Consider the following 25,560-nt stretch of genomic DNA (forward strand, 5'->3'; position numbering starts at 1 on the left):
AACTTGCGCTGAAACGGTTCATGACCGACCGTAGCATTCGCGACGAGGGGATTCCCACGATGACGCCCCGGCCGCTGCCGCCCGTTCTGGTACTCGGCACCTCGGGCCTCGGCTCCGGCGATGAGGACGCCGCGCTCGAGACCGCCCTGTCGCTGCTGCGCAGCGGACTCCTCATCGACACCTCCCACAACTACTCCGGCGGAGCATCCGAGCGCACCCTCGGCGTGGCGCTCGCAACGCTCGCCCCGAACGAGCGATCGTCCGCGGCGGCGCGGATCCTCACCAAGGTCGACCGGGATCCGGAGACCGGTCGCTTCGACGCCGACCGCGTCCTGCGCTCGGCCGAGGAGAGTCTAGGGCGGCTCGGCGTCGACGCGGTGCCCCTGCTGCACCTGCACGACCCCTACGTCGTCACCGTCCGCGACGCCCTCGCTCCGGGCGGCGCCGTGTCGGGCCTCGTGCGCCTGCGCGAGGAAGGAGTCGCCGCGTCGATCGGAATCGCCGCAGGACCCGCCCCCCTGGTGCAGCGCTACGTCGACAGCGGGCTGTTCGACGCGGTGCTCTGCCACAACCGCTACACGTTGGTCGATCGCAGCGCCGCGCCGCTGTTCGAGGACGCCCGTCGTCGCGGCATGCGGGTGTTCAACGCGGCGCCCTTCGGCGGCGATCTGCTCGCCCGCGGACCGCGGCCCGGGGCGAGATACCACTACCGCTCGGCATCCGACGAACTCAGAGGATGGACGGCCGGCGCGGAGGCGGTGTGCCTGCGGCACGGGGTGTCGCTTCCGGCGGTCGCTCTGACCATCTCGCTGCACGCCGACGTCGTCGACGCCACGGTCGTCGGCGTCTCGTCGCCCGCGCGCCTCGAGGCCCTCCTCGGTCTGGCCGACACGACCATCCCCGAGGCGGTCTGGGCAGAGCTCGACGCCCTCGGCCCGGCGCCGTCTCCCATCGATGACAGCAGATACGGCGACGACGCATGACCGACCGTTACTGGGAGAGCACGGCGCCCGGTGCGGGCAGACGCACGCCACGAGCGGATGCCGTGACCGACGCTGCCGTCCTCAGCCTCAACGGCACGTGGCGCTTCCGGCTCTCCCCGACCGCCGCCGGCAGCGGCGAGGCCTTCACCGAGCCGGACTTCGATGACTCCGGCTGGGATGAGCTGCGGATCCCCTCGCACTGGGTCCTCGAGGAGTTCACCCCTCTCGCCGGCGGTCCTCGACGCCGCATGCTCGGAACCGAGGAGGGGCCGCTCTACACGAACACCGCGTACCCGATCCCGCTGGATCCGCCGTACGTGCCGACCGAGAACCCGACCGGCGATCACCGTCTCGTCTTCGACGTTCCGGCCGACTTCGGCGACGCGGTGCTGCGTTTCCAGGGCGTGGACTCGTGCGCGAAGGTCTGGCTGAACGGCGAGGAGCTCGGCTGGTCGACGGGGAGCCGCCTGCCGTTCGAGTTCGACGCTCCCGTGCGGGCCGGTCGCAATGTGCTGGCGGTGCGCGTGCACCGGTGGTCGGCCGGCACCTATCTCGAGGACCAGGACATGTGGTGGCTGCCCGGCATCTTCCGCGATGTCGAGCTGATCTCCCGCCCGCCCGGCGCGATCGACGATCACTTCGTGCACGCTGACTACGACCCCGCGACGGGGATCGGCACGCTGCGGATCGATGCATCGATCAACGCCGTGGTCGAGATTCCCGAGCTCGGCATCACGATGCCCGCCGGGCAGACCGCGGCGATTCCCGTGGAACCGTGGAGCGCCGACATGCCGCGGCTGTATCGCGGCATCCTCCGATCCGCGGGCGAGACGGTCGAGCTCGCGGTCGGATTCCGCCGGGTCGAGATCGCAGACGGCGTCTTCGTCGTCAACGGCGCTCCGGTCACCTTCCGCGGCGTGAACCGGCACGAGCACCACCCCGATACGGGCCGCACCCTCGACCGCGACACGATGATCCAGGACATCGTCCTGATGAAGCGCGCGAACATCGACGCGGTGCGCACGAGCCACTATCCGCCGCATCCGGAGTTCTTACGATTGTGCGACGAGTACGGGCTGTGGGTCGTCCTCGAGGTCGACCTCGAGACCCACGGCTTCATCTACGAGGGCTGGGAGCACAATCCGCCGGCGCTGCCCGAATGGCGCGACGCGATCATGGACCGTCTGCACCGTACGGTCGAGCGCGACAAGAACCACCCGAGTATCGTGGTCTGGTCCCTGGCGAACGAGAGCATGTCGGGCGACGGCTTCACCGAGATGCGGCACTGGCTCGACGAGCGCGACCCCTCCCGCGTCGTGCTGTACGAACGCGACCCGAGCTATCGCGACTCGGACTTCTACTCCCTGATGTACCCGTCGCTCGAGCTGCTGGAGAGCATCGGCCGGCGCGAGGAACCCCGCGGCGGGCGGCTGAGCATGCACGGCATGGTGTTCGACGATCCCGACGAACCGCTGCCCGCCGGTGTGTCCGAGGCCGAGGAGGCGCGCCGCCGCGGCCTGCCGTTCCTGCTCGTCGAGTACGCGCACGCGATGGGCAACGGCCCCGGCGGACTGCAGGACTACTGGCGCGTGTTCCGCTCGTACGATCGCCTCTGCGGAGGGTTCGTCTGGGAGTGGATCGACCACGGGATCAACGCGGTCGACGAGCACGGCCGTGCCTTCATCCTGCAGAGCGAGGACATCGACTACGAGCCCCGGGGCGGCCGCTTCTCGCTCGACGGACTCCTGTTCAGCGACCGCACGCCGAGGCCGGCACTGGCCGAGCTCGCCAAGGCGCACGAGGTGATCCGCATCGAGGTCGCCGACCGGGTGCGCATCGCGAACGAGCGGCATACCGCCGACACCTCTGATCTGCGATTCCGCTGGTCGGTCGAGGCGAACGGAGAGCGCGTCGGGAGCGGGCCGCTCGAGGTGCCGACGATTCCCCGTGGGGGCCGTGTCGAGATCGCTGTCCCGGATGCCGCGGCATCCGCTCTCCGCCAGACGGATGCCGTCCTGACCGTCGAGGCCGCGCTCGCAGCCGAGACGCTGTGGGCGCCCGCCGGTCTCGTGGTCGCGTGGGGGCAGCGGGTCGCCCCCGCCGTCTCGCCGCCTGGTCGGACCAGCCCGGTGCGCGCAAGCGACGCCGCCGGGCCGCAGGAGGAGGACGTGTTCCGGCTGGGGTCGGCCGCGTTCGATGCGGGGACCGGTCGGCTCGTCCGACTCGGTGGGCTGCGGTTGGACGGACCGTGGATCGACCTGCACCGGGCCCCCACCGAGAACGACCGCGGGCAGGGGGACACCAACAACCTCGCGGCCGTCTGGCGGGCGACCGGTCTGCACCGGCTGCTGCACCGCGTCGACGAGATCACGCCAGACGGGAATCGGCTCCTCGTGCGCGGACGCACTGCTCCGCGCACGCACCCGCACGGCGTCGCCTGGACGATGACCTGGCAGCCCGACGGCGACGGCATCCGTCTGGACACCGTGGTCGACTTCGTGGGGCCGTGGGCGGACACGCCGTTCAAGCACCGCGACATCCCGGTGCCGCGGCTGGGCCTGCGCTTCGCGCTGCCCGCCGCCGCCGACCGCGTCGCCTGGTTCGGACGCGGACCCGGCGAGACCTACGTCGACTCGCTCGAGGGCGCGCGCATGGGCCGCTTCGATCGCACGATCGACGCGCTGCAGACTCCGTATCCGATCCCGCAGGAGAACGGCAATCACACCCAGACCCGCTGGCTGCAGGTCACAGGCGAGGGGATGCCGACACTGCGCGTCGACGGAGGGCCGTTCGACTTCACCGCCCGCCGGTGGACCTCGGAGCAGCTCGAAGACGCCCGGCGTCCGACCGACCTCGAGGCGGGCGGCTTCGTCTGGCTGAACATCGACCATCGCCAGCAGGGACTCGGCTCGGCATCCGTCGGCCCCGCGCTCCCCGAGCAGTATCGCGTACCGCGAGAGCACACCGCCTGGAGCGTGCGCTTGTCCGTCCGCTGAGCCTTCCGGTCGCGAAAGGTGCCGTCTCCGCACCGCCGAGACGGCAGAGACTCGACCGGAACGACGTCTGACGGCGACAACTGCGACCGGAGTGGCCGGCCGACGCTGATCGGCGCTGCTGCTCCCCGCTCAGCCGTCGAGGGCGGCGACGTCGAGGAACAGCGTGTCGGCGCCGACCTGGCCGCCTTTGAGAAGCAGCTCGAGAGCGTCGACGCGGGCATCGCCGGAATGCGGATGCAGCAGCACGACGTTCCCCCAGGGGTTCGCGGCGATGCAGAGGGCATCGATGCCGAGCAGGCGCGTGATGCGGCTGGAGGTGTCGCCGCCGCAGACGATCACGCGCCGGGCGACGCCGGCGCGGGCTGTCGCGAGGACGATGGATGCCGCGGCATCCGCGATCGCCTCGAGGAGGGGGCGGTCGCCTGCCGATGTCGTGTCGGCGTCGGCCGAGGAGAAGACGACGCTGCGCCCGGCCGCGAGGGCGTCGCGGGCGCTCTCGGACGCCTCGGCTGCGGCATCAGCGCTGAGGGGCAGGGGAGCCACCAGCCAGCCCGCCGCAGCGGCAGCCTCCGCCTGGCGGCGGGTCTGCGGGGACCGGCTTCCGGAGACCACCAGCACGGGCCCCGCCGCGCGCGTGGCCACAGGCACTGCGGATGCTGCGCCGGGTGACGCGGCGGCGATGCCGTGCGAGAGTCCGCCGGAGCCGATCGCGAAGACAGGTGAGGGCAACTCGTGCAGGGCAGCGCCGACGACTCGGAGATCGTCGTCCGACACGGCGTCGAGTACGACCGCCGCGTCGTCGCACTCGCGCAGTCGCTCCGCGAGCGTTCCGTACACGGTGCGCGCGACGGTCCCGATCGGGAGAGCGGTCTGACGCCCGAGGTGCACCGCGAGGTCGGCCTCGGTCATGGGGGTCGACGGGTGGGTCGACATGGTGGGCTGTCGGTCGAGACGATGCACGACGCCGTTCTCCGAGGCGAAGTGCGTGCCGAAGAGGGTGTAGCGGCCGAAATCCGGCTGGGCGAACAGCATCGGCACGAGCCGCTCGGCGACGACCTCTCGTCCGAGTTCGATCACGCGTCCGAGGCTTCCGATCTCCGGCGAGGAGTCGGCGGTCGAGCACGCCTTGTACTGCACGATCGGCGCACCGGTCGAGACCAGGGCGCGCAGTGCGGGCCGCACTTCGGCGTCCATCTCCGCCGGGGGCAGGGATCGCGCGATGCCGGCGATGCCGACCACGTCGACGGTGTGTGCAGCGGCCTGCAGAGACTCGGCCGAGGGCAGCGTGGTGAAGAGCCTCCCCGTCCAGCCGCGGCGCGCGAACTGCAGCAGCGCATCGACGCTGCCGGTGAAGTCGTCACCGTAGAAGGCGGCTCGGATCTCAGTCATGTCACCACCTCTCCGTCATCGCGGGTCTCACGCGCGGACGGGGCCGAACACCTCGGTCGCCCGGCGCAGAGCATCCGATCGCTCGACGGCATCGTGCACCGACTCGCCACGCGCCGCAGACGCCCAGGCGTCGCGCATGCTGCTCACTCCTGCCGCGGCGCCGTCGGGATGACCGTGGATGCCGCCGCCGGCGAGCACGAGCAGATCAGTCGTGCCGACGGCGCGGTAGGTGGCGTGGGCGAGACCGCCCCACTGCCCGCTGGAGAGCACCGGAACGGTGGGGGCGATGCCGAGAAGCGGTTCGCGGACCGCCGCGATGGAGTCGAGCACCTCGTCGTCCGTCTCGTAGAACTTGTTGCTGATGCCGTTGGTGTGCAGATGATCGGCGCCCGAGAGGCGGGCGATCTTCTGCCACGCGCGAAAGCCTATCCCGACCTGCTCCGACCGGCCGATCGCACCGAACATCGTCCGATGGCCGTGGATCGGCACGGCGGTGTGCGTGCTGAGGAAGTGCAGGCCCGCGAGCCCCACGAGGTTGACGCAGGCCATCACGCAGGTGCCACCGGCGGCCACCACGAGGTCGTGATTGGCTTCGAGCCGGTCGATGTCGTCGGTGATGTTGAACGCGTACATCGGCATCCGTCCGGTGCGGTCGGCATGCCGGTGGAGCACCGGCATGACGGCGGCGACTCGCTCCGACAGAGGAGAGGACGGGCCGTTCCCCTGCAGCTCGTCGTCTTTGATGAAGTCGATGCCGGCGTCAGCGAGCTCGCCCACGACCTCGGCGAGCTCGGCGGGAGTCAGGCCGATGCTGGGCTTGATGATCGTGCCGATCATCGCGCCGTCCGTCGCACCCATCAGGCGCCGCGTTCCGGCCACACCGAAACGCGGTCCCTGGTAGCGCTCGCCGAAAGCGGGAGGCAGGTCGAGGTCGATCAGCCGGACGGCGGCCAGCTCCTTGATCTCGAACAGATTGCCGGCGACCGCCGCGAGCAGGTTCGGGAGGGACGGGCCGAAGTTGTCGAGCGGGAAGCGCAGCCGCAGCACGGCCCGGCGTCGCCCGGACGGGTCGCCCACTGCGCCCGGCAGAGGAGAGGCGCCGGTGAGCGGGATCTCCTGGAGCGACTCGACCTGGGCTGCGAAGCGCGCCCTGACGTCGTCGGACTCGCGCTGCACCCGCACGAACGTGCCGGTCGACTGCTCGCCCGCCAGCACCTCCGCCGCGTGCTGCAGCGGGAGCGAGGTCTCGATGACATAGGTCGCGATGACGTGATGCGCGCTCATCACGGTCCCCACACCAGCGGGAGCCACACGGACATCTCGCCGGCGCCCCGGTTGCCCCACGCGTGATAGGGCACGAGACGCGCGGGAGCCGTGGTCACCTCGGCCTCGCCCAGCAGGTCGTACAACGCGTCCTCCGAGGTCGTCGGCAGCACGGCGATCTCGGTGTCGATGGCGATGACGCGGTGGCCGTCGATCTCCGTCGCGACCGGTGTCAGGGCCGCTCCGCGGCGGAGCGCCGCCTGCTCGAGCATGACCGGCTCCGGAAGGTCGGCGCTCTCGAGCGCGTAGACGACCGGACCGCGGCGCACCGCGACCTGGTTGGCCGTCTCCTCCGCCAGGCGGTGGCCGCGCAGCATCCGCACCGGCATCGGCAGGGTCATCACGACGACGTCGCCCTCCGTCCAGTCGTGTTCGATGCGCGTGTAGGTTCCGGGGGCCGAGACCTCGACTGTGGCGCCGTTCACCGTAGCGGTGGCGCCTTCGCTCCATCCGGGGATGCGCAGATGCAGCGGGAGACCGCCGCCGGATGCCTCCGTCACGGTGAACGTGATGGTCTCGCTCCAGGGGTAGTCGCTGTCCTCGCGGAGGGCGAGTGACCGACCGTCCTCGCTCGACACATTCAGCTCGCTGCCGCCGTACTGATGCACGTGGAGGCCGTCTTCACCGACGGACGCGGCGCGCTCGTGGAAGCGGGCGAGCGTGCGGGCGATGTTCGGCGGGCAGCAGAAGCACGCCAGATAGCCCTCGCGCAGCCGCTCGTCCGAGGGCGGGGGCGGAGGCGTGGGGTGGATCGCGGTGTCGCCGGGACGCCGCAACGGGTACGGGAGGTCGCGCACCTGCCGCAGGGCGTTGGTGTAGAAGTACTCGGACCCGGCCAGGCTCACGCTCGCCAGCAGGCTGTTGTACGCGACCTGCTCGATCACGTCGGCGTACTTCGCGTCGCCGGTGAGGGCGAGCATCCGCTCGCTCCAGAAGATCATCCCGATGTTGGCGCACGACTCGTTGTGCGCGGTGGTGTGCGGCAGCTGGTACGCGCGGCCGTACGCCTGATGCACGCGGCTGATGTCGCGCTGCCAGGGCGAGGCATCCGGTGAGGCGCCGTCGTACAGCGCCCCGCATCCGCCGGTGATGTAGAGCTTGGTGTCGATGACGTCCTGCCAGAGGCGTTCCAGCACGCTTTTGAGCTCGGGGTCGCCGGTCTCCAGCACCAGGTCGGCGAGGCCCGCGTAGAGGTAGTTGGCGCGCACAGCGTGTCCGGCGACGACCGTCTGCTCGCGGATCGGCACGCGGTCCTGGTTGTCGTCCCCGCCCTCGAAGTCGTCGCGCACGCGCACGAACGCCTCGGCGAGGCGCAGGTGACGCTCGTCGCGGGTCACGCGGTAGAGCTCGATGACGGCCATGTAATGCGAGGGGCAGATGGCGCTGCGGGCGAGCTCCAGCGGCTTGTTCGTCGCGAGATCCTCGAGGAAGTCGGCGGCCTTGCGCGCGGCGTCGAGCAGGGTGTCGGATCCGGTGACCTCGTGATGCCTGACTCCGGCCGTGATCAGGTGGCCGAGGTTGTAGGTCTCGAAGTGGAAGCGGTCGGTGAGGGCTGCGACATCGACGTCGTTGCGGTCGGCGATGATCGTCGGGGTGTGCAGGTAGCCGTCGGGCCGCTGCACCGAGGCGATCAGCGCGGCGATGTCCTCGATGCGCTGCGCGAGTTCGGCGTCGGGATCGGTCTCGAGGCTGGCGATCGCCGCCTCCAGCCACTTGTAGAAGTCGCCGTCCATGAAGGAGGGGCCGAGGTGCTCGCCCTCTTCCAGCCCGGCGGCGATGCGGAAATTCGCGAGCCCGGGGCTGACCGCCGGGTCTCTGAGGGATGACCAGATCTGCGGGACGGTGACGTCGCGGGTGCGATCGTGGATCGCGCCCCAGAAGCCGTGGGACCAGCGGGCGTTCTCCGCGCCGAGCGGCCGCAGCGGGCTCGTTCCGCGCAGAGTCTTCGTCGTCGACATGACGTGTTCCTTCCGAGGCGGCTGCCAGCGGTGGCAGCAGTCAGATCAAGCAATCTGCAAGACATCGCAGGACCGCATGATCATGCATGCTAGCGCGATTTCGGCGGTGTGTGAATATATTTTCAATACTGATTGTTGACACACCGTTGAAACGATTCTACTCTCGTGTCATACCCCGCATCGCCCTGCACTTCGTCAAGGAGGACGTCATGAACACCCACAGCACCCGAGGCCGCAAATGGCTCGCGCTCGGAATCGTCGTCGCCGCAGCACTCCCTCTCGCGGCGTGCGGCGGCACCGGTGACAACCCCGGCGGCGGTGGCGGCGGGGGTGCCTCCGACGGCGGCACCGACCCCGAAGCGTTCACCGTCATGACGGCGAACGAGAACACCGTCATCGGCCCGACGCTCGACGCCCTCGCTGCCGATCAGTGCAAGGCGGAGAACGACGCGCTCCCCATCGAGCACCAGAAGATCGCGCAGGCCGACACCGTGCAGCGCGTCACGCTGCTCGCCAGCCAGGATGCGCTTCCCACTCACACGATCGCCGGCACCGCGCTCATCCGCCCCGACGGCGACCTGGGCGCCGCGGGCCTCGTCGGTGATCTGAAGGCCGCGCTCGAGGAGAAGGACGCCTGGGACAACGTGCTCCCCGCCGCAGCATCCACCGTCGAGCAGGTCTACGGCGGTTTCGTCTCGCTGCCGTATCAGTACAACATCGAGGGCATCTTCTACAACAAGCAGATCTTCGAAGAGCTCGGCCTCGACGAGCCGCAGACCTGGGACGAGCTCGGCGACGTCTCGCAGGAGCTGCAGGATGCCGGCTACACCGCCATGGCACAGGCCGGTGCCGCGGGCTTCCCGTTGACCCGACTGCTCGGCATGTACATCTTCCGCAACGTCGGCCCCGACGCCATGAAGGCGGTCGCCGACGGCGACGCGAAGCTGACGGACCCCGAGTACGTCGAGGCAGCCGACGCGCTCGCCGCCTATGCGGAGAAGGGGTACTTCGGCGAGGGCTTCTCGACCCGCGACCCCGACGCCACGTCGAACCTGTTCCTCACCGGCGAGGCCGGCATGGCCTATGACGGAACCTGGCTGCTGAGCGCGATCAACGACCCCGAGCGCAACCAGATCGGCGGCGAGAACGTCGGCTTCATGCCGTTCCCGGCCGTCGAGGGCGGCGAGGGATCGATCGACCAGTACCCCGCCAACGCCGGAGCGCCGATGATCATCGCCGCCGGGCAGTTCGGCCCGAAGGTGAAGGACTGGGTCGCCTGCATCTCGGAGAACTACGGCCAGCAGGCGCTGCAGGACACCGGCTCGATCTCCGGCTTCGCCGTGAACGGCGAGGTCACCGACATCAGCGAGAACACGCTCGAGATCCAGGAGCGCATCTCCGGCATCGACGAGACCGTACTGTGGTTCGAAGCCCTGATGGACCCGAAGAGCAACTCGCTCGCGTCCACCAACGGCACTCTGCTGACCACGGGCCAGATGTCTGCGGAGGACTACATGACGGCGCTGCAGGACAGCATCGACGCCAACCGTTGACTCCGAAGCCGACTCCTCGCCGTCGTGGCGAGGAGTCGGCTTCTTCCGAGAAAGGACCGAGCGAATGAACTCGATCTTCGGAGATCGCAAGACGATCTTCATCCTGCTCGGCCCGGCCCTGCTGCTGTACACCCTGTTGAAGATGGTGCCGGTGCTGTGGTCGTTCGGCCTGTCGTTCTTCGAGGGAAACACTCTCCGCGGCTTCGAATGGGTCGGCATCGAGAACTTCACCACGTTCTTCACCGACAAGGCCGCGCTGCAGTCTCTCGGCGTCAGCGTGTTCTTCGCCGTCGTCGCGACGATCGGCCAGGTCGCGCTCGGCTACGGACTCGCGCTCCTCTACGTCTTCGTGCTGCGCAAGGGCTCGTCCCTCGTGCGCACGATCGTGTTCTTTCCGGCCATCCTCCCCACGGTCGCCGTCGCGCTGCTGTTCAAGAGCTTCGTCGCGGTGGGAGACAACCAGGGGCCGGTCAACGACATCATCAACTTCTTCGGCGGTGAAAGCGTCGAGGTGCTCGCTTCCACAGCAGGCACGATGGCGACCGCGATCGTCATGACCCTGTGGAGCTCGATGGGCTTCTACGCCGTGCTGCTCTACGCGGGTCTCCTCGACATCCCCGAGGAGATCATCGAATCCGCTCGGCTCGACGGCGCCAACGGTCTGCGCCTGGTCAAGAACATCATCCTGCCGCTGTCGCTGCCGATCCTGCTCTCGTCGATCATCTTCAGCCTGAACTCCACTCTCAAGGTGTTCGACAGCCTCCTCGCGTTGAACAACGGCCAGCCCGGCACGTCGACCGCTCCGCTCACGCTGTACATGTACCGCACGGCGTTCGAGTACGCCGAGTACGGGTACGGCTCGACCATCGCGCTCGTCCTGACGATCCTGTGCCTGGTCTTCACCCTCGCGATCTTCCGATCGCAGCGACAGAAGGCGGAGGTCTGATCATGACGACGACGCAGACACCGACACAGCTCACCGTCGCGACCCCCACGGTCCTCCGGCCACGCCCGGGTCAGGGGCGACGCACCGCGCTCCGCGCCCTCCGCCGCATCCCGGTCTGGATCCTGGTCGCGCTGCTCATGGTGGTCGTGCTCTATCCGCAGGTGTGGATGGTGCTGGGCTCCTTCAAGACGCAGGCCGAGTTCCTCTCGGATCCCGCGCTGTCGCTGCCGAAGACCTGGCAGTTCGACAACTACATCACGGCCCTCACCAACGGCGATGTCGCGCGCAACTACCTCAACAGCATCATCGTCACGATCCCCTCGGTGCTGCTGATCGTCTTCATCGGCGTCGCCGCGGGATACGCGCTCGAGGTCATGATCTGGAAGGGCCGCAACGCGGTTCTGCTCTACGTGCTCGCGGGCATCATGGTGCCGGGGCAGATGATCCTCGTTCCGCTGTTCATCGTCTACTTCCGGCTCGGACTCACCAACACGATGCTGCCGATGATCATCACCTACACGGTGATGGGGCTGCCGCTGACGACGTTCCTGATGGCCACGTACTTCCGGGCGGTGCCGCGCGAGATCTTCGAGGCGGCGACGGTCGACGGGTCGGGTCCGCTGCGCTCGTTCTTCCTGATCGGGATGCCGATGATGAAGAACGCGATCCTCACCGTGGGGATCGTGCAGTTCTTCAGCGTCTGGAACGACCTGCTGATCGCGCTGACCTTCACCACGAGACCCGAGCTCGCGACGATCCAGGTCGGCCTGCTCAGTCTCAGCGACGAGTACGGCTCCACCCAGTACGGGCCGCTGTTCGCGGCCGTGAGCCTGAACATCGTCGTGCTGATGATCGTCTTCCTGGCGCTCAACAAGAAGATCATGGCCGGCATGGCCGGCGGTGCCCTGAAAGGATGATCCGATGACCTCCCGAGCGCCCCGCGTCGCCTTCCTCCACACCGGCGCCGTCGTGATCCCGCCGGTCGCCGACCTCGCGCGCGAACATCTCGGCGGGGCGACGACGGTGAACTACCTCGACGACAAGATCGTCGCCGACCTCGGCGACCCCGAGCGATCCGCCTCCGTGCCGGAACGCCTGATCGACCTCGCCCAGGCGGCTCGCGCCGGAGGTGCGGACGTCGTGATGTTCACGTGCTCGTCGATCTCGCACCTCGCCGGGTCCACGGCGGATGCCGTCGGCATCCCGGTGCTGCGGATCGACGAGGCGATGGCCGATGACGCCGTCGCCGCGGGTGAGCGCATCGCCGTGCTTGCCACCCTGCCGACGACGCTGACGCCCACGCTCGCACTCCTCCGCGAGCGGGCCGAGCTCGCCGGTCGCACACCGGAGTTCGTCAGCGAGGTCGTCGCCGGAGCCTTCGAAGCCGTGGCAGGCGGCGACCGCGCCACGCATGACCGTCTGGTGGGCGCGGCGATCGAGCGCGTGGCCGCGGACGCCGACGTCGTCGTTCTCGCGCAGGCCTCGATGGCCAGCGCAGCCGAGGGTGTCGACGTGACCGCCCGCGTGCTGACGAGTCTCGCCCTCGGCATCCGTCGGCTGAGCGAGGCCGTCGCGGCGCTGTAGGGCCGTCCGCCGCGCGACGCTGGTTCATCGGAGGGAACCCGCTGCTGTCGGAGCAGTCACCCGTGGCGGCGATTCGACATGATCGGCACGCGGAGGTGCGCCGCGCGGCCCAGGCGTTCATGGACGGCGGCGTCGACGAGTGACGGCAGAGGCTCATACCTGTACGGTCACCGGGCTCAGGCTGGTCCCGTGGGGGCCAGCACGGGGTTATCACGTCGGCAAGCATGAGTATGCTCAGCCGTCAGCGGTCGCCCGGACAGCCGACGTGCACCGTCAGGATTGGGGGCGTTTCGACATCCTCGGTCAGACGTTCTACGTCGCTGAGAACCACGAGACCGCCTACGCCGAAGTTCTCGCCGGGTTCAAGCTCAGCCTGTTCGACCACAGCCTGGAACGCGTCGCTCACAGGTTTGGTATCACTTTGACTTAGACCATGTCGCAGTGGAGCCAGTGGCGCTGGCCCGGACTTCGTCGTGCCGGTGAATGAGCGCGCTCGACGGAGCCGTAGAGCCGTCGGGGTCCTCGCGTCAGATCGCCTCTGCGAGCCGCTCGGCGGTGTGCAGGTCGGTGACGAGCGCCGTGACCCAGCCGCCCGCGATCGCACCGCGGATCGCGTCGAGCTTGCGCTCGCCGCCGGCGATGCCGACGCGGCGGGGGATCCGCAGCAGGCTGTCGATCGGGATCGCGATCACGCGGTCGTCGATCTCGCCGGTCACGGCGGAGCCGTCGATGCGGTAGACGTGGTGGCAGATGTCGCCGACCGCACCCTCGGCCAGCAGCTGGGCGCGATCGTCGTCGGCGAAGGCGTTGCCACTGGTGGACAGCACGTCGGAGGGGTCGATGCTGCCGATGCCCATGATGGTCATCGTCAACGACTCCCAGTGGCGCATCGTGTCCTGCATCGACGGATCGCGCAGCAGGCTGTCCCGCACGGCGGGATCGGCCACGATGCCGGGCGCCTGCACGTAGATCGGGTCGGCGCCGAGCATCCGGGCGAGTGCTCCGAGCAGCCGGTGCGAGTGCCCCTGCGCTTCCGGTGCGCCCGTGCCGCCGAGCAGCTGCACGACCTCGATCGCGCCGCGGGTGGGGAGCGGGCGCATCCGATCGGTCATCGCGAGCACGGAGCGGCTCCACGATGAGACGCCGATCCGGTCGCTCCCCGAGAGAGAGGCTTCGAGGTACCCGGCGGCGCCCGCGCCGATCGCGGCGAGCATCTCGGTCTCGTCGGCATCCGGTTCCACGTCGACGATGACCGCCTCCGAGAGTCCGTAGCCGGCTTCCAAGCGCTCTTCGAGCTCGGCATGCACACCGGGGGCGACCGTGACGATGGTCCGCACGATCCCCGCGGTCTCGGCGCGCTTCAGCAGACGGGACACCTTCGCCTGCGAGATGCTGAGGGCAGCGGCGATCTCCGACTGCCGGATGCCGCGTTCGTGGTACATTCGCGCCACCTTCGTGAGCAGGCGCAGCTGGCCGTCGACAGGTGCGGTGAACGGAGTCGACGACACTGAGAGTCCTCCTGCATCAGGCAGCGGATGGAGATTCGCTGATGAAAGTATATTCTCGCAGATCCGATCTGAATAGAGATTCGCCCAACTAAGATTATGCAAGGATGAGTCATCGCCACCCGCCGACGGGTGACCTTCGACGCAGGAGGATGATGATGTTCCCCAGGTACGACGCCATCGAGCTCGCGTTCGAAGGGGCCGAGGTCCTGCCGGTGGACGCCGAACCTCCCTTCTCGGTGCGGCTTCAGCAAGGGGATCAGACGCTCGTCGTACCAGGGTTCTGGGACGGCGGGACGACGTATCGGATCCGCTTCTGTCCTGAATCGATCGGCACCTGGACCTGGCAGGTCGAAGGCGCGAGGACCTCGCTCGATCGCATCTCTGGATCGTTCGAGGTCGGTCCGGGAGAGGGGAACGGCCCGGTGCGGGTCGCTCACCGCTTCCACTTCGCGCACGCGGACGGCACGCCCTACCGTCCGGTCGGGACGACCGCCTACAACTGGCTGCACCAGGAAGAGCCCATGTTCACGCGGACCGTCGACGACATCGCCGGGATCGGCTTCAACAAGCTTCGGTTCATGGTCTTCCCCCAGGGTGGCGGCTACGTCGAGCACGTTCCGACGCTGATGCCGTTCGAGAAGACCGACGGCCGCTGGAACGTCACTCGCCCCGTGCCGGAGTTCTTCCAGCGCCTCGACCGCGCCGTCGAGATGCTCGGCGCTCGCGGCATCCAGGCCGATGTGCTCATCTACGACGCCTACGACCGCGGCCAGTTCGGACTCGACGCGCTGAGCGAGGAGGAGGATGCCGTGTACCTGCGCTACCTCGTGGCGCGGCTGTCGGGGTACCCGCACGTGTGGTGGTCGCTGTGCAACGAGTTCGACCAGCTCGAGCGACCGGACGATCGGTGGGACCGCACCGGCGCGCTCCTCGCGGCCGTCGATCCGCACGACCACCTGCGGTCGATCCACAACTGGGTTGAGATCTACGACAACAATCAGCCCTGGGTGACGCACGCGTCGATCCAGAACGGCTCCGCGGCGGAGGAGTTCGGTCGCGCGAACCTGTATCGCGACGTCTGGAAGAAGCCGGTGGTGCTCGACGAGATCAAGTACGAGGGAGACATCCCCGATCGCTGGGGGCACCTCGACGGTCCCGAACTCGTGCACCGCTTCTGGATCACGACCGTGGCAGGCTGCTACGCCTCGCACGGCGAGAGCTTCCTGACCGAGAGCGGGAGCCTGCACATGGTGGAGGGCGGTGTGCTGCGCGGAGAGTCTCCGGCGAGGCTCGGATTCCTCCGTCGTGTTCTCGACGATCTCGTCGTGCCGGGGCTCGACCCCATCGACAAGTGGGATGACCCCGCGTTCCTCGCGGGCCGGCAGCGACGCCAGTACGTGCAGTATCTCGGCCGCTCGGCCCCCGACTCGTGGCCGTTCCGGATTCCGGTCGACTCCTCCGTCGAGAGCCCTGAGGTCGGCGACGTCTTCCAGGTCGACGTCATCGACACCTGGAACATGACGATCACCCCCGTGGCGCGATCTTTCACCCTCACGGAGGTGACGCGCAACGAGGCGTTCGACCGCGTGTCTGCCCCGGTCGACCTTCCCGAGGGGGAGTCGATCGCCCTCCGCCTCACGCGCGTCGACGCCTGAGCGATGACTCGTCTGGCGGACGGCGCGAGGAAACCGTGGGGCGGGGGTCCGCGACTCGGCGCCGCCTACTACAACGAGTACCTGCCGGATCCGTCACGTCTCAAGGCCGATCTCCGGCTCATGGCCGCGGCCGGGATCACCTGCATCCGGGTGGGGGAATCGGTGTGGTCGACGTGGGAGCCACGCGACGGCGAGTTCGATCTGGATTGGCTGGAGCCGATCCTCGACGCGGCGGCGGCGCACGGCATCGACGTCATCCTCGGCACGCCGACGTACGCGGTGCCGCCGTGGCTCAGCCGCCGGCATCCCGAGTTGGCCGTGGTGCGCAAGGACGGCTCTTCCGTGCCGTGGGGTGCCCGGCAGGAGGTCGACTACACGTCGGAGGTGTTCCGCTTCTACGCGGAGCGAGTCATCCGCGCGGTACTCGGCCGCCACGGCAGGCATCCGGCGGTCATCGGCGTGCAGCTCGACAACGAGGCCGGTCTGCACCTCATCCACAACCCGCACGTCGTCGAGCGCTTCCGTCGCTGGGTCGCCGACCGCTACGGCGATGTCGAGAGGTTGAACCGCGAGTGGGGCCTGGCCTATTGGTCGCACCGGATCTCGGAGTGGGACGAGCTGTGGGCGCCGTCCGGCAACACGACCCCGGCGTACGACCTGGCGTGGCGCCGGTTCCAGGCCGAGCTCACTGCGGAGTACATCGGCTGGCAGGCGGGGATCGCGCGCGAGCTGATCGCCGACGACACGCTGCTCACCACGTGCATCGCGTATCAGCGGCCTGCGATGGACGACGTCGCCGTCGGAGCGCACCTCGACATCGCCAGCGGCAACGCGTACTACCTGGCACAGGACAGCCTCGAGTACGAGCGCGAAGGGGCTGGCGGCCAGTGGTACGCCGACGACGTACCCCAGCTGATCCTGGCCGCCGACCGGATGCGCGCGACCCGGCAGACGCCCTTCCTCGTCACCGAGACAGGGGCGACGTCGATCGGTGGCGCCTCGCTGACCCGGCCGCCGTACGACGGCCAGCTCACGCAGGTCGCCTGGCTGCTCGCGGCGCGCGGGGCGCGCCTCGTCTCCTACTGGCACTGGCACACGTTGCATTCGGGCGCCGAGGTGCACTGGGGCGGGATCCTCGGTCACGACCTCCGGCCCGGCCGCGTCTACGCGGAGATCGCGGAGATCGGACGGCAGTTCGCCGCCGCGTCGGAATGGTGGGCGGATGCCGAGCCGGATGCCGACATCGGGATCGTGTACGCCCATGACAGCGAATGGGTGATGGCCTTCGAGCCTCCGCTGGCGGCGGGCCGCGTTCCCGACCGCGGATCGTATGCGCGGATCGTCGGGGCGTTCGGCCGCGCGGCGATCGACGCGGGACTCCAGGTCGGCTACGTGAACGAGCGGCAGCTGACCGACGCGTCGGCGCTTCGCGCGCGCTTTCCGGCTCTGATCGTGGCCGGGCTCATCGCGGCATCCGATCGCACGCTCGAGATCCTCGCGGAGTATGTGCGGCAGGGCGGCCGCCTCGTCGTCGGACCGCGCACCGGCTTCGCCGACGACGAGGGGCGGATGCGGGCAGTCGCGGCGCCGGTGATCCTCGGGGCGCTAGCGGGAGTCACGTATCAGGAGTTCGCGGCGCCGCCGATCCCGGTGCCGCTCGAGCGGGACGGCCTCGTCGTCGGTGCGGCGCACGGCTGGATCGACGCGCTGGAGCCGGGCGAGGCGACCGCGGTCGTCGGGTACCGGCATCCGCACTACGGGCGGTGGGCAGCGGTCACGCGGAATGCGGTGGGCGCAGGGGAGATCACCATCGTCGGTACACTGCCCGACCGCGCATCGCTCGTCCGCGTGATCGCGGACGCTGCGGCTGTCGACCCGTCGGCGTCCGGGGTGGTCGTCGATCGGCCGTCGTCGGTCACCGTGCATTCGCTGACCGGTGCGCGCGGGCGGATATGGGTACTGCACAACTGGTCGGGCGAGCCGCGGGAGATCCGCCTCGCCCGTGCCGTGGCGTCGGGGATCAACAGCACCGCCCACGAGGCGGGTGACGTGGTCGCGCTCGCCGCGTGGGACGTACGGGTCTGGCGAGAGGCCTGATCCGTCGGATCGGAGAGAGGGGAACACATGCGCGTCGCAGTGACCGGAGCATCGGGCCGACTGGGGCGATCCGTCGTCGAGGTGCTCGCCGCGGCCGGGCACGAGGTGCACGGCCTCGACCGCGCGTGGGGCGACGGGGTCGCACCGGTCGATCTGACCGACCCCGCGGAGACCGCCGACGTGCTGGCGACCATCGCGCCGCAGGCGCTCGTGCATCTCGCAGCGATCGCGGTGCCCTTCAGCGCCCCGGAGCGCGAGATCTTCTCCGTCAACACGAGCATGGCGTACACGGTGATCGAGGCCGCGGTCGCCGCGGGCGTGGAGCACGTGCTCGTCGCCTCGAGTCCCACGGTGCTGGGCTACGGTGCTCCCGGATGGGCGCCTGACCGACTGCCCTTCGACGAGTCGGCGCCCTGCTCCCCGGCGAATGCCTACGCGCTGTCGAAGGTGTGCGTGGAGGAGACGGTCGCCGCTTTCGCCCGCTCGACACCGACCGTCAGGTTCGCGTCGTTCCGACCCTGCTACGTCATCACGCCGGAGGAGTGGAACGGCGCTCCCACCCAGCAGGGCCACACCGTGCTCGACCGGCTGCAGGACCCGGGGCTCGCCGCGGTCTCGCTCTTCAACTACGTCGACGCCCGTGATGTCGGCGAGTTCGTCGCCGCATGGCTGGCGGCAGAGCGGTCACCGAGCGGCGCGTGTTACTTCGTAGGGGCGGAGGACGCCCTCGCCACACGCCCGCTCGACGAGCTGCTGCCCCTGTTCCACCCCGGCGCCCGCGACGCCGCACGCGCCCTCGCGGGAACCGTCGGCGCTTTCGACACCTCGGCCGCCACCCGCGACACGGGCTGGGTGCCTCGTCGCTCGTGGCGCACCGAACTGCCCCCCGACGCACGTGCTGCGCTCGCGGCATCCGATTCCCCGACGGAAGGGAGGGCGCCATGAGCGCCATCGCCCGGATCGACGTCCGTCCGCTGTCGGTCCGGATGCCGCGACCATGGGTTCCGGAAGCGCCCGACCTGCACCTCGTGCGTGTGGATGTGGCGGATGTCGACGGGGGAGTGGGCACCGGGTTCTCCTGGACGCCCTCGATCGGCGCGAGCGCGGTGGCCGCGCTCCTCGAAGACGACATCCGCCGCTTCGCCCTCGGGCGCGACAGCGATCCGCGGGAACTGTGGCCGGCGCTGTGGGCCCACCTCCACGAGGCCGGTGGTGGCGGCATCACCACGATCGCGATGGCCGGTATCGACTTGGCGCTGTGGGATCTGCGAGCGCGCTCGCGAGGTGCAGGCATACCCGATCTGCTCGGCCGGGTGCACGAGCGGCTCCTGGTCTACGGTTCGGGCGTCAATCTGCATTACTCCGAGGCCGAGCTCGCCGCTCAGGTCGAGCGCTGGGTCGATCGTGGCATCCGGGCGGCGAAGATCAAGGTCGGCCGGGCAGACCTCCGGGAGGACGTGGCGAGGGTCGCCCTCGTGCGTGACATCCTCGGACCGGATCGGCAGCTCATGATCGACGCGAACCAGCGATGGGATCTCGACCGCGCGACGCGCGCTCTGGGCGATCTCTGCGCGTTCGACCTCACCTGGATCGAAGAGCCGCTGCGCTCCGACGACACGGCCGCCTACCGCGAGCTCGCCCGCCGCATCGAGACGCCGATCGCGCTCGGAGAGAACCTCCACACGGTGCACCGCTTCCGGGAGGCGATCGACGCGGGATTCGCCGCGGTCGTCCAGCCCAATGTCATCCGCGTGGGCGGGATCACGCCGTTCCTCGAGATCGCCGCGCTCGCCGAGGAGCGCGGCGTGATGCTCGCCCCGCACCTGCTGCCCGACCTCTCGGCGCAGCTGGCGGTGACGCTCCCGTCCGCGACGTGGGTGGAAGACGTGGAGGATGCCGGCTTCGAGGCGCTCGGCATCCTCGCCGCCCCCTCACCCGTCCGGATCGACGGCGCCTGGGCGACGGTGTCTGCGGTGCGGGGGGTGGGGCTGGATCTCGTCGCGCGGTGAGGCGGCTATCCGCGCGATGGGGCCTCGGCGATCGACTGGCCGGGCACCATCTCGCAGGGGAGCAGGACGGCGGCGAGCTCGGCCTCGGGGTTCTCGATGCGGTCGATGATGGTGTCGACGCCGAGGCGTCCCAGCTCGTCGGCAGGCGAGCGCATGAAGGTCAGCGCCGGATCGGCCATGCCTGCCATGTGGCTGGATGAGCCGAGCGAGATGATGGAGAGGTCCCCCGGCACGCGCACGCCGGCATCGCGCAGGCCGATGACGATCCCCGGTGCGGCGTGTTCGTTGAGCAGCAACAGTGCTGTCGTCTCCGGATGCTCGTCGCGGAAGGTGCGTCCGAACGCCCTTCCCTCGGAGGAGTCCTCGCTGCAGTACCTCACGGACCCCCGCAGGCCGGCGCTCTCCATGTTCGTCAGAAAGCTGCTTCGCGAGCGCTCGGCAGGACCATGTGCCTCGAAGCGCCCGGCGCGCGTGCCGCCCGTCACCAGACAGAATTCTCGGTGCCCGAGGTCGGTCAGCGTCGCGACCGCGCTCGACACGGTGGCCGCGAAGTCCACGTCGACGTAGGCGAGACCCTCCGGCTCGGCCGTGCGTCCGATGAGGGCGAACGGGGTCCGACCCGCGATCAGCGCGGGCACGCGACTGTCGTTCAGCTGCACCTCCATCAGCAGCACCCCGTCGACCAGTCCGGTGTCGGCCAGTGCCATCGTCTCGTCGGAGTCGTTGCTGATCGGCCACAGGACGAGCTGATAGCCCCGCTCCCGCGCGCGCGCCGTCGCACTCGTGAAGAAGCCCCCGACGGTGCCGCTGAGCGGTCGTTGAAGGGCGGGGTACAGCATCCCGATGATCTTGGTGCGACCCCGGGCCAGGGCGGCGCCGACCGGATTGCGACGGTACCCGAGCTCCCGCATCGCCTGCTCCACGCGCGCCGTGGTCGCGGAGGAGATCGGCTTGCTGCCGTTGACGACGAACGAGACCGTCGCCACCGAGACGTTCGCGCGCGCTGCGACGTCGCGCATGGTGACCATGACGCTCCTCTCGGGCGAGGCGATCCTGCGGGATGCGGATGAGTCCATCATCGCGGATGAATATGTTGACAACTCCAACATATGACTGCATACTCGGACAACGGCAGTTTAAACGCTTAACCGGGACTCTGATCGACGGCGAACAGGAGTGGTGATGACGCAGGTGTCTGAGAGCGATGTGCTCGGAGTGGGGCTCGTCGGCACGTCGTTCATGGGTCGTGTGCACACCCAGGCCTGGACTCTGGCGCCGCGCGCCTTCGACCTCGCGCTCACGCCCCGGGTCGTTGCCGTGGCGGGGCAGAACCCGGAGCGGACGGCCGCGTTCGCCGCGCGCCATGACATCGCCCGAGCATCCTCGGACTGGCGGGACCTGCTGGACGATCCTCACGTCGATGTCATCGACATCTGTGTGCCGGGCGACCTCCACGCGGGCATCGCGGAGGCAGCTCTCGCCGCGGGCAAGCACGTGCTCTGCGAGAAGCCGCTGTCCAACTCGCTCGCCGAAGCCGAGTCCATGGTCGCCGCCGCACGGTCGGCCCGCGAGCACGGCATCCAATCGATGGTGGGGTACAGCTACCGCTTCGTGCCGGCACTCGCGCACGCACGAGAACTCGTGCGCACCGGCCGACTCGGGAAGATCCGACACGTGCGCGCCCAGTACCTCCAGGACTGGATCGTGGCGGAGGACTTCCCTCTGGTGTGGCGACTCGACCGCGAGCGGGCAGGCTCCGGAGCGCTGGGAGATCTCGGCGCCCATATCGTCGACGCGGCGACCTTCGTCACCGGCCACCGCCTCATCGGGGTCAGCGCGCTCACGGAGACCTTCGTCACAGAGAGGCCGCTCCCGGCCGAATCCGGTGCACTCGCCGCCACCGCAGGAACGGGGCGCGGCCCCGTCACCGTCGACGATGCCGCGGTGTTCATCGGCCGCACCGACGGCGGGGCGCTCGCGACGTTCGAGGCGACGCGCTTCGCGTCGGGCCGGAAGAACGCGATGCGGCTCGAGGTCAACGGCTCGCTCGGGTCGATCTCGTTCGACTTCGAGAACCCGAACGAGCTCTGGTTCCATGATCACACGGTCGACGAATCCGAAGCGGGCTTCCGGCGGATCCACGTGACAGAGCCGTCGCACCCGTTCGCCGGAGCGTGGTGGCCCGCAGGACACGGACTCGGGTACGACCACGCCTTCGTGCATGAGGTGGTCGAGTTCACGCGGGCCATCGCCGACCGCCGCACGCCGGATCCGTCGTTCGAAGACGGCCTCGCGGTCCAACGGGTTCTCGACGCGGTCGAGCGCAGCGCCGCCGGCCAGGCCCGCTGGGTGCCGCTCGACCCGCGCGAATCCGACCTCTGACCCACACCTGCATCACACACGAAGGAGTACACGATGCGCACACGAAAGACACTCATCACCCTGGTGGCGGGCGCCGCCGTCCTGCCGCTCGCCCTCGCAGGATGCGGCGGCGGAGGCTCCGCATCGAGCGGCGACGCCGATACCCTCACCATCCTCGACTACTACAACAACGAGCCGGACAAGACGCTGGTCCAGAAGATGCTCGATCAGTGTGCGGACGACATCGGCGTCACGATCGAACGTGAATCCGTGCCGGGCAAGGACCTCATCCAGAAGGTGCTGCAGCGCTCCTCGTCCAAGACGCTCCCCGACGTGCTGATGCTCGACAACCCGGATGTGCAGGAGATCGCCGCGACCGGCGGCCTCACCCCCCTGAGCACCTTCGACGTCGACACCTCAGGGTTCGCGCAGGGCATCCTCGATGCCGCGACGTACGACGGCGAGGTATACGGCCTCGCCCCGGTGGTGAACACCCTCGGCCTCTTCTACAACGTCGACCTGTTCGAGCAGGCGGGGCTCGAGCCGCCGAAGACCTGGGACGAGTTGAAGACGACGGCGAAGGCGCTGACCACCGGAGACCAGTACGGGCTCGCCTTCTCAGCGATCGCGACGTACGAGGGCAGCTGGCAGTTCCTGCCGTTCATGTGGACCAACGGCGGCGACGAGACCGATCTGCAGAGCCCCGAGAACGCGGAGGCGCTGCAGCTCTGGGTCGACCTCGTCGGCAGCGGCTCCGCCTCTGAGAGCGTGATCAACTGGAGCCAGGGCGACGTCAAGGACCAATTCGCGGCGGGCAAGGCCGCCATGATGGTGAACGGACCCTGGAACATCCCCGCCCTGAACGAGACCGATGTGAACTGGGCGTCGGTCCAGGTGCCGGTGAACAAGGTCGGCCAGACCCCCGTCGCCCCGCTCGGTGGCGAGGTGTGGACGGTGCCGCAGACCGGCGACAAGGCGAAGCAGGCCAAGGCCGCGGAATTCGTCGAGTGCATGGCCGGCGACGACATCGAGCTCGAGGCGGCGGAGTCCCGGTTCACGGTCCCCACGAGGACCGAACTGATCCCCGAGTACGTCGAGAAGGTGCCGTCGATGGAGGCCTTCGCCGAGCAGGTCGTCAACGCACGCTCGCGGACGGGCCAGCTGGGTGAGGAGTGGCCGGAGCAGGCCACCGTCATCTACACCGCGATCCAGCTCGCACTCACCGGCAAAGCCACTCCCGACGAGGCCTTCGAGCAGGCAGCCCAGGGCTGACCCGATCGACGTCCGCAGGTGCCCCGCGTGACCGCGGGGCACCTGGAAGGGAGTTCGTGATGACGACGACAGCAACAGCAACAGCAACAGCAACAGCAGACGCCCGGCGCACGCCACCGGCGCGTCGCAGGCCCAGGTTCCGTCGCGAGGGCCTGGTCAAGGCCATGTTCATCGCGCCGGCAGCGCTCTACATCCTCCTGTTCTTCGGCTATCCGGTCGTGAAGAACCTGGTGATGAGCTTCCAGGAGTACACGACCAAGACGTTCTTCACCGGCGAGGCACCGTGGGTGGGGTGGGCGAACTACCTGACCGTCGTCAACAGCGGCCTCTTCTGGCCGTCGATGCTCAACACCGCGCTCTTCACGGTCGGCTCGATCGCCGGGCAGTTCGTGATCGGGCTCGCTCTGGCGGTCTTCTTCCGCCGGAAGTTCCCGCTCAGCGGCTTCCTGCGGGCGATGCTCCTGCTGCCGTGGCTGCTTCCGCTCATCGTCGCCAGCGCGACCTGGCGGTCGATCCTCGATCAGGACAGCGGCATCCTCAACGAGTTCCTCACCTCGGTGGGGCTCAGTGCGATCCCGTGGCTGAACAGCCCCGATGTGGCGCTGGTCGCGGTGATCCTCGTGAACATCTGGATCGGCATCCCGTTCAACGTCACGATCCTCTACGGCGGTCTGCAGGACATCCCCGAGGAACTCTACGAGGCCGCATCGCTGGACGGTGCGACCGGCTGGAAGGCGTTCTGGCACATCACGCTTCCCAACCTCCGCCCCGTGATCAACGTGGTCCTCGTGCTGGGCGTCGTGTACACGCTGAAGGTCATCGACATCATCCTCGGACTCACCAACGGCGGCCCTGCGAACGCGACCCAGACGATCGCCATCCGTTCGTACCAGTCGTCGTTCGTCGACTTCGACTTCGGCGTCGGCGCCGCGTTCAGCAACATCCTCATCCTCATCTCGCTCGTGTTCGCCGTCATCTATCTGCGCGGCAACCGCAAGCCGGTGGACGAGTAGGAAGGCACAGACATGACCACGATGACCATCGTCACCGGCGGCAGGGCGAACCGGCGGGCGATGCCGCGCTCGGGGCGGCCGCTGCTGTTCACCGTTCTCGGCGTCGCGTTCCTCGCCATCATGCTTTTCCCCGTGTACTGGATGATCAACGCGTCCCTCCAGCCCTCGGGCAACACGCTCACGGCATCGCTGCTGCCGCTCAACCCCAGCTTCGCCGGGTACGAGAAGGCGATCGCCGACCAAGGCCCGAACCTCGTCACGAGCCTGCTCATCTCGGTGGGAACGGTGATCTTCAGTCTGGCGATCGCCGCCCCTGCCGCGTATGCGCTCGCGCAGTTCCGCTATCGCTGGATCAACGTCGCGCTGCTCGCCGTGCTGATCGCACAGATGATCCCCGGCGTCGTCATCGCCAACGCGCTGTACGCGGCCTACAACGACCTCGGGATGCTCAACTCGATCGCAGGTCTGATCCTCGCCGACGCCACCCATGCCATTCCGTTCTCGATCATGATCCTGCGCGCCTTCATGATGAGCGTGCCGCCGTCCATCATCGAGGCCGCGCGCGTGGACGGCGCAGGCCACCTCCGCGCCTTCTGGTCGATCGTGCTGCCCGTCGCCAAGAACTCGCTCATCACGGCCGGCCTGTTCGCCTTCCTCTTCTCGTGGAGCGACTTCCTCTTCGCGCTCACCCTGACGACGACGGACGACATCACTCCGGTCACGCTCGGCATCTATCAGTACCTCGGCACGCAGGTCGCGAACTGGAGTGCGGTCATGGCGACGGCCGTGCTCTCCTCGATTCCGGCGATCGTCCTCCTCGTCCTCGCGCAGCGCTATATCGCCGCCGGCGCCACGGGCGGGGCGGTCAAGTAGCCGCCGACCATCGCTCTGCCCGCATACCCCCGAAAAAGAA

The 25,560-nt window shown here is 68.9% G+C and carries 20 protein-coding genes; 14 read left to right on the forward strand and 6 right to left on the reverse strand.

What is annotated here, in order from left to right; all coding sequences use genetic code 11:
• The first annotated feature begins 20 nt into the window (after nt 1-20).
• Together RS85_RS14595 and RS85_RS14600 are read left to right on the forward strand one after the other, a co-directional pair.
• Nucleotides 21-983 carry an aldo/keto reductase gene (locus RS85_RS14595; RefSeq protein WP_235282452.1) on the forward strand — a complete coding sequence of 321 codons (963 nt, stop codon included), beginning with the start codon at nt 21-23 and terminating at the stop codon, nt 981-983.
• Nucleotides 980-3,979: a glycoside hydrolase family 2 TIM barrel-domain containing protein gene (locus tag RS85_RS14600; RefSeq protein WP_046014168.1), complete on the forward strand. Its 3,000-nt coding sequence runs from the start codon at nt 980-982 to the stop codon at nt 3,977-3,979. The genes RS85_RS14595 and RS85_RS14600 overlap by 4 nt, the downstream gene beginning before the upstream one ends.
• A 129-nt stretch (nt 3,980-4,108) precedes the next feature.
• On the opposite strand, the gene RS85_RS14605 is transcribed toward RS85_RS14600, so the two are convergent.
• The 3 genes from RS85_RS14605 to RS85_RS14615 are packed head-to-tail and all read right to left on the reverse strand — an operon-like array spanning nt 4,109 to nt 8,649.
• A complete protein-coding gene (locus RS85_RS14605) occupies nt 4,109-5,368 on the reverse strand; it encodes a four-carbon acid sugar kinase family protein (RefSeq protein ID WP_046014169.1) in 1,260 nt (419 codons plus the stop codon).
• 27 nt (nt 5,369-5,395) lie between these two features.
• Nucleotides 5,396-6,652, reverse strand: a complete 1,257-nt coding sequence (locus RS85_RS14610) for a RuBisCO large subunit C-terminal-like domain-containing protein (protein ID WP_046014237.1) — start codon at nt 6,650-6,652, stop codon at nt 5,396-5,398.
• Nucleotides 6,652-8,649, reverse strand: coding sequence for a glycoside hydrolase family 127 protein (locus RS85_RS14615; protein WP_046014170.1), 1,998 nt, complete (start codon nt 8,647-8,649; stop codon nt 6,652-6,654). The genes RS85_RS14610 and RS85_RS14615 overlap by 1 nt, the downstream gene beginning before the upstream one ends.
• Nucleotides 8,650-8,858: 209 nt before the next feature.
• On the opposite strand from RS85_RS14615, the gene RS85_RS14620 reads away from it, so the two are divergent.
• The 4 genes from RS85_RS14620 to RS85_RS14635 all read left to right on the forward strand — a co-directional run bounded on the left by RS85_RS14620 (nt 8,859) and on the right by RS85_RS14635 (nt 12,732).
• On the forward strand, nt 8,859-10,202 hold the full coding sequence (locus RS85_RS14620; RefSeq protein WP_046014238.1) for an ABC transporter substrate-binding protein: 1,344 nt from the start codon (nt 8,859-8,861) through the stop codon (nt 10,200-10,202).
• 64 nt (nt 10,203-10,266) lie between these two features.
• A complete protein-coding gene (locus tag RS85_RS14625) occupies nt 10,267-11,148 on the forward strand; it encodes a carbohydrate ABC transporter permease (RefSeq protein ID WP_046014171.1) in 882 nt (293 codons plus the stop codon).
• Nucleotides 11,149-11,150: 2 nt separating this feature from the next.
• A complete protein-coding gene (locus RS85_RS14630) occupies nt 11,151-12,065 on the forward strand; it encodes a carbohydrate ABC transporter permease (protein ID WP_046014172.1) in 915 nt (304 codons plus the stop codon).
• Between the two features lie 4 nt (nt 12,066-12,069).
• On the forward strand, nt 12,070-12,732 hold the full coding sequence (locus RS85_RS14635) for an aspartate/glutamate racemase family protein (RefSeq protein WP_046014173.1): 663 nt from the start codon (nt 12,070-12,072) through the stop codon (nt 12,730-12,732).
• Between the two features lie 241 nt (nt 12,733-12,973).
• Here RS85_RS14635 and RS85_RS19750 read toward each other — a convergent pair whose 3' ends face one another.
• The gene (locus RS85_RS19750) at nt 12,974-13,138 is read right to left on the reverse strand and encodes a hypothetical protein (protein WP_160298634.1); all 165 of its coding nucleotides are present in this window, start codon (nt 13,136-13,138) and stop codon (nt 12,974-12,976) included.
• 121 nt (nt 13,139-13,259) lie between these two features.
• Nucleotides 13,260-14,240: a sugar-binding transcriptional regulator gene (locus RS85_RS14640; protein WP_046014174.1), complete on the reverse strand. Its 981-nt coding sequence runs from the start codon at nt 14,238-14,240 to the stop codon at nt 13,260-13,262.
• A gap of 152 nt (nt 14,241-14,392) precedes the next feature.
• Between RS85_RS14640 and RS85_RS14645 the strand changes: the two genes are divergently transcribed.
• From RS85_RS14645 to RS85_RS14660, 4 genes are read left to right on the forward strand one after another with little or no spacing between them, the layout of a single operon-like run.
• Nucleotides 14,393-15,895 carry an apiosidase-like domain-containing protein gene (locus RS85_RS14645; protein ID WP_046014239.1) on the forward strand — a complete coding sequence of 501 codons (1,503 nt, stop codon included), beginning with the start codon at nt 14,393-14,395 and terminating at the stop codon, nt 15,893-15,895.
• Nucleotides 15,896-15,898: 3 nt separating this feature from the next.
• The gene (locus RS85_RS14650; RefSeq protein ID WP_046014175.1) at nt 15,899-17,992 is read left to right on the forward strand and encodes a beta-galactosidase; all 2,094 of its coding nucleotides are present in this window, start codon (nt 15,899-15,901) and stop codon (nt 17,990-17,992) included.
• A gap of 27 nt (nt 17,993-18,019) precedes the next feature.
• Complete coding sequence (locus tag RS85_RS14655; protein ID WP_046014176.1) at nt 18,020-18,937, forward strand: NAD-dependent epimerase/dehydratase family protein; 918 nt, start codon at nt 18,020-18,022, stop codon at nt 18,935-18,937.
• Complete coding sequence (locus RS85_RS14660; RefSeq protein ID WP_046014177.1) at nt 18,934-20,001, forward strand: mandelate racemase/muconate lactonizing enzyme family protein; 1,068 nt, start codon at nt 18,934-18,936, stop codon at nt 19,999-20,001. The genes RS85_RS14655 and RS85_RS14660 overlap by 4 nt, the downstream gene beginning before the upstream one ends.
• A gap of 5 nt (nt 20,002-20,006) precedes the next feature.
• Here RS85_RS14660 and RS85_RS14665 read toward each other — a convergent pair whose 3' ends face one another.
• Nucleotides 20,007-21,080, reverse strand: a complete 1,074-nt coding sequence (locus tag RS85_RS14665) for a LacI family DNA-binding transcriptional regulator (RefSeq protein WP_160298635.1) — start codon at nt 21,078-21,080, stop codon at nt 20,007-20,009.
• Nucleotides 21,081-21,183: 103 nt separating this feature from the next.
• Here RS85_RS14665 and RS85_RS14670 point away from each other — a divergent pair, with 103 nt between their 5' ends.
• The 4 genes from RS85_RS14670 to RS85_RS14685 are packed head-to-tail and all read left to right on the forward strand — an operon-like array spanning nt 21,184 to nt 25,520.
• Nucleotides 21,184-22,383 carry a Gfo/Idh/MocA family protein gene (locus tag RS85_RS14670; RefSeq protein ID WP_046014179.1) on the forward strand — a complete coding sequence of 400 codons (1,200 nt, stop codon included), beginning with the start codon at nt 21,184-21,186 and terminating at the stop codon, nt 22,381-22,383.
• Between the two features lie 33 nt (nt 22,384-22,416).
• Nucleotides 22,417-23,634: a sugar ABC transporter substrate-binding protein gene (locus RS85_RS14675; RefSeq protein WP_046014180.1), complete on the forward strand. Its 1,218-nt coding sequence runs from the start codon at nt 22,417-22,419 to the stop codon at nt 23,632-23,634.
• A 59-nt stretch (nt 23,635-23,693) separates the two neighbouring features.
• A complete protein-coding gene (locus RS85_RS14680; RefSeq protein WP_046014181.1) occupies nt 23,694-24,647 on the forward strand; it encodes a carbohydrate ABC transporter permease in 954 nt (317 codons plus the stop codon).
• Nucleotides 24,648-24,659: 12 nt separating this feature from the next.
• Entirely contained in the window at nt 24,660-25,520 is an 861-nt protein-coding gene (locus RS85_RS14685) for a carbohydrate ABC transporter permease (protein ID WP_082087642.1), read from the forward strand.
• Nucleotides 25,521-25,560 lie beyond the last annotated feature (40 nt).

This window comes from Microbacterium sp. SA39, assembly GCF_000967865.1.
In the GTDB taxonomy this organism is placed as follows: Bacteria; Actinomycetota; Actinomycetes; order Actinomycetales; family Microbacteriaceae; genus Microbacterium.

Excerpts from the sequence above, each read along its gene's own strand:
- RS85_RS14595 (WP_235282452.1), top strand. The coding sequence starts at position 21 with ATGACCGACCGTAGCATTCGCGACGAGGGGATTCCCACGATGACGCCC.
- RS85_RS14670 (WP_046014179.1), top strand. The coding sequence starts at position 21,184 with ATGACGCAGGTGTCTGAGAGCGATGTGCTCGGAGTGGGGCTCGTCGGC.
- RS85_RS14620 (WP_046014238.1), top strand. The coding sequence starts at position 8,859 with ATGAACACCCACAGCACCCGAGGCCGCAAATGGCTCGCGCTCGGAATC.
- RS85_RS14650 (WP_046014175.1), top strand. The coding sequence starts at position 15,899 with ATGACTCGTCTGGCGGACGGCGCGAGGAAACCGTGGGGCGGGGGTCCG.
- RS85_RS14600 (WP_046014168.1), top strand. The coding sequence starts at position 980 with ATGACCGACCGTTACTGGGAGAGCACGGCGCCCGGTGCGGGCAGACGC.
- RS85_RS14605 (WP_046014169.1), bottom strand. The coding sequence starts at position 5,368 with ATGACTGAGATCCGAGCCGCCTTCTACGGTGACGACTTCACCGGCAGC.
- RS85_RS14675 (WP_046014180.1), top strand. The coding sequence starts at position 22,417 with ATGCGCACACGAAAGACACTCATCACCCTGGTGGCGGGCGCCGCCGTC.
- RS85_RS14685 (WP_082087642.1), top strand. The coding sequence starts at position 24,660 with ATGACCACGATGACCATCGTCACCGGCGGCAGGGCGAACCGGCGGGCG.
- RS85_RS14660 (WP_046014177.1), top strand. The coding sequence starts at position 18,934 with ATGAGCGCCATCGCCCGGATCGACGTCCGTCCGCTGTCGGTCCGGATG.
- RS85_RS14635 (WP_046014173.1), top strand. The coding sequence starts at position 12,070 with ATGACCTCCCGAGCGCCCCGCGTCGCCTTCCTCCACACCGGCGCCGTC.
- RS85_RS14680 (WP_046014181.1), top strand. The coding sequence starts at position 23,694 with ATGACGACGACAGCAACAGCAACAGCAACAGCAACAGCAGACGCCCGG.
- RS85_RS14615 (WP_046014170.1), bottom strand. The coding sequence starts at position 8,649 with ATGTCGACGACGAAGACTCTGCGCGGAACGAGCCCGCTGCGGCCGCTC.
- RS85_RS14665 (WP_160298635.1), bottom strand. The coding sequence starts at position 21,080 with ATGATGGACTCATCCGCATCCCGCAGGATCGCCTCGCCCGAGAGGAGC.
- RS85_RS14625 (WP_046014171.1), top strand. The coding sequence starts at position 10,267 with ATGAACTCGATCTTCGGAGATCGCAAGACGATCTTCATCCTGCTCGGC.
- RS85_RS14610 (WP_046014237.1), bottom strand. The coding sequence starts at position 6,652 with ATGAGCGCGCATCACGTCATCGCGACCTATGTCATCGAGACCTCGCTC.
- RS85_RS14645 (WP_046014239.1), top strand. The coding sequence starts at position 14,393 with ATGATGTTCCCCAGGTACGACGCCATCGAGCTCGCGTTCGAAGGGGCC.
- RS85_RS14655 (WP_046014176.1), top strand. The coding sequence starts at position 18,020 with ATGCGCGTCGCAGTGACCGGAGCATCGGGCCGACTGGGGCGATCCGTC.
- RS85_RS14630 (WP_046014172.1), top strand. The coding sequence starts at position 11,151 with ATGACGACGACGCAGACACCGACACAGCTCACCGTCGCGACCCCCACG.